Here is a 970-nt window from a genome sequence, read left to right on the forward strand (position 1 = left end):
TCTGCCTCTTTGGCGCGGGACGCTTCCATCCTGGCGCGCTCCGAGGCCTCCTCGCGGGTCAGCGTGATCGTCATGGCGCAATCCTCGGCCGCAGGCTGCCGGGCAGAGAGGTTGCGCAAAATGCCCTGCTCCGTTGCCAGCTTGATCGAGGTCTCCATGATTGAAGCCGTCAGCGTGGGATTGTCCTTCAGGTCCTCCAGGGTCGCATCGACATCGAGCCTGCCCTGGTTGAGGGTCGCCGCCAGACCCTTGACGTAGGGCACCGACTTCAAGCCCGGCGTCTGATGCAGCAGCCGCTGCAGCTCCTCGCTCTTCTTCATGAACAGGCGGGCGCCAGTGTCGGATTTGTAGGCGTCGGTGCCGACCTTGATGCCGAGGCTCAGGAGATTGTTTGCGCTTTCGACGAGGTCGTCGGGATTGTAGCCATCCGGGCGCGGATCGATGCGCGCACGATAGTGATCGAGCAAAAGCTGGACGCGCTCTCGTGGCTGGGGAGTTGCCGCATAGGTCTCAGCCAGTTCCGCGAACAGCGCGCACAGCGCGGCACTGAGCTCAGGGTTTGCGTCGTTTGCGTCGTTCACGCTTTCGACCGTCTCGGGCGGGACTTGCTCATGCGTGCTCGCGGCCCAGGCCTCGAGGTCGGCGGCGAGCAACGCGGCCATTTCGCGGGCGACCGGATGTCTGGCGACCTCGATCTCATGTCTCGCCCTGGCGAGCGTGTCCTGGATGTCCTGGCCACGCACCTGGTCCTGGTTCAACAGGTTACCGATGTCTCGCCTGAGCTCGTGGTGAACGCCCTCGTAGATGCCAAAGATGGCCCGCTCGGCAAACCATTGTCGTGCCTCATGGGACTGAGCCAGAAAGTTTCGCTGCAGGCTGGTATAGGTTTCCAGGACGTTCTGCGTGGCGGCGAGGATCTGGCTGGCGCGGCTGAACTGGTAACGCTCGCCGTCGATGGCAGGAGTGTGCG

Annotated in this window: 1 pseudogene; it reads right to left on the bottom strand. The window is 63.6% G+C overall.

Annotated elements, in window-relative coordinates:
- Positions 1–970: pseudogene (locus OHD58_RS30505) on the bottom strand (hypothetical protein); the annotation flags it as partial.

This window comes from Mesorhizobium sp. ZC-5, assembly GCF_025753855.1.
Classification (GTDB): Bacteria; Pseudomonadota; Alphaproteobacteria; order Rhizobiales; family Rhizobiaceae; genus Neomesorhizobium.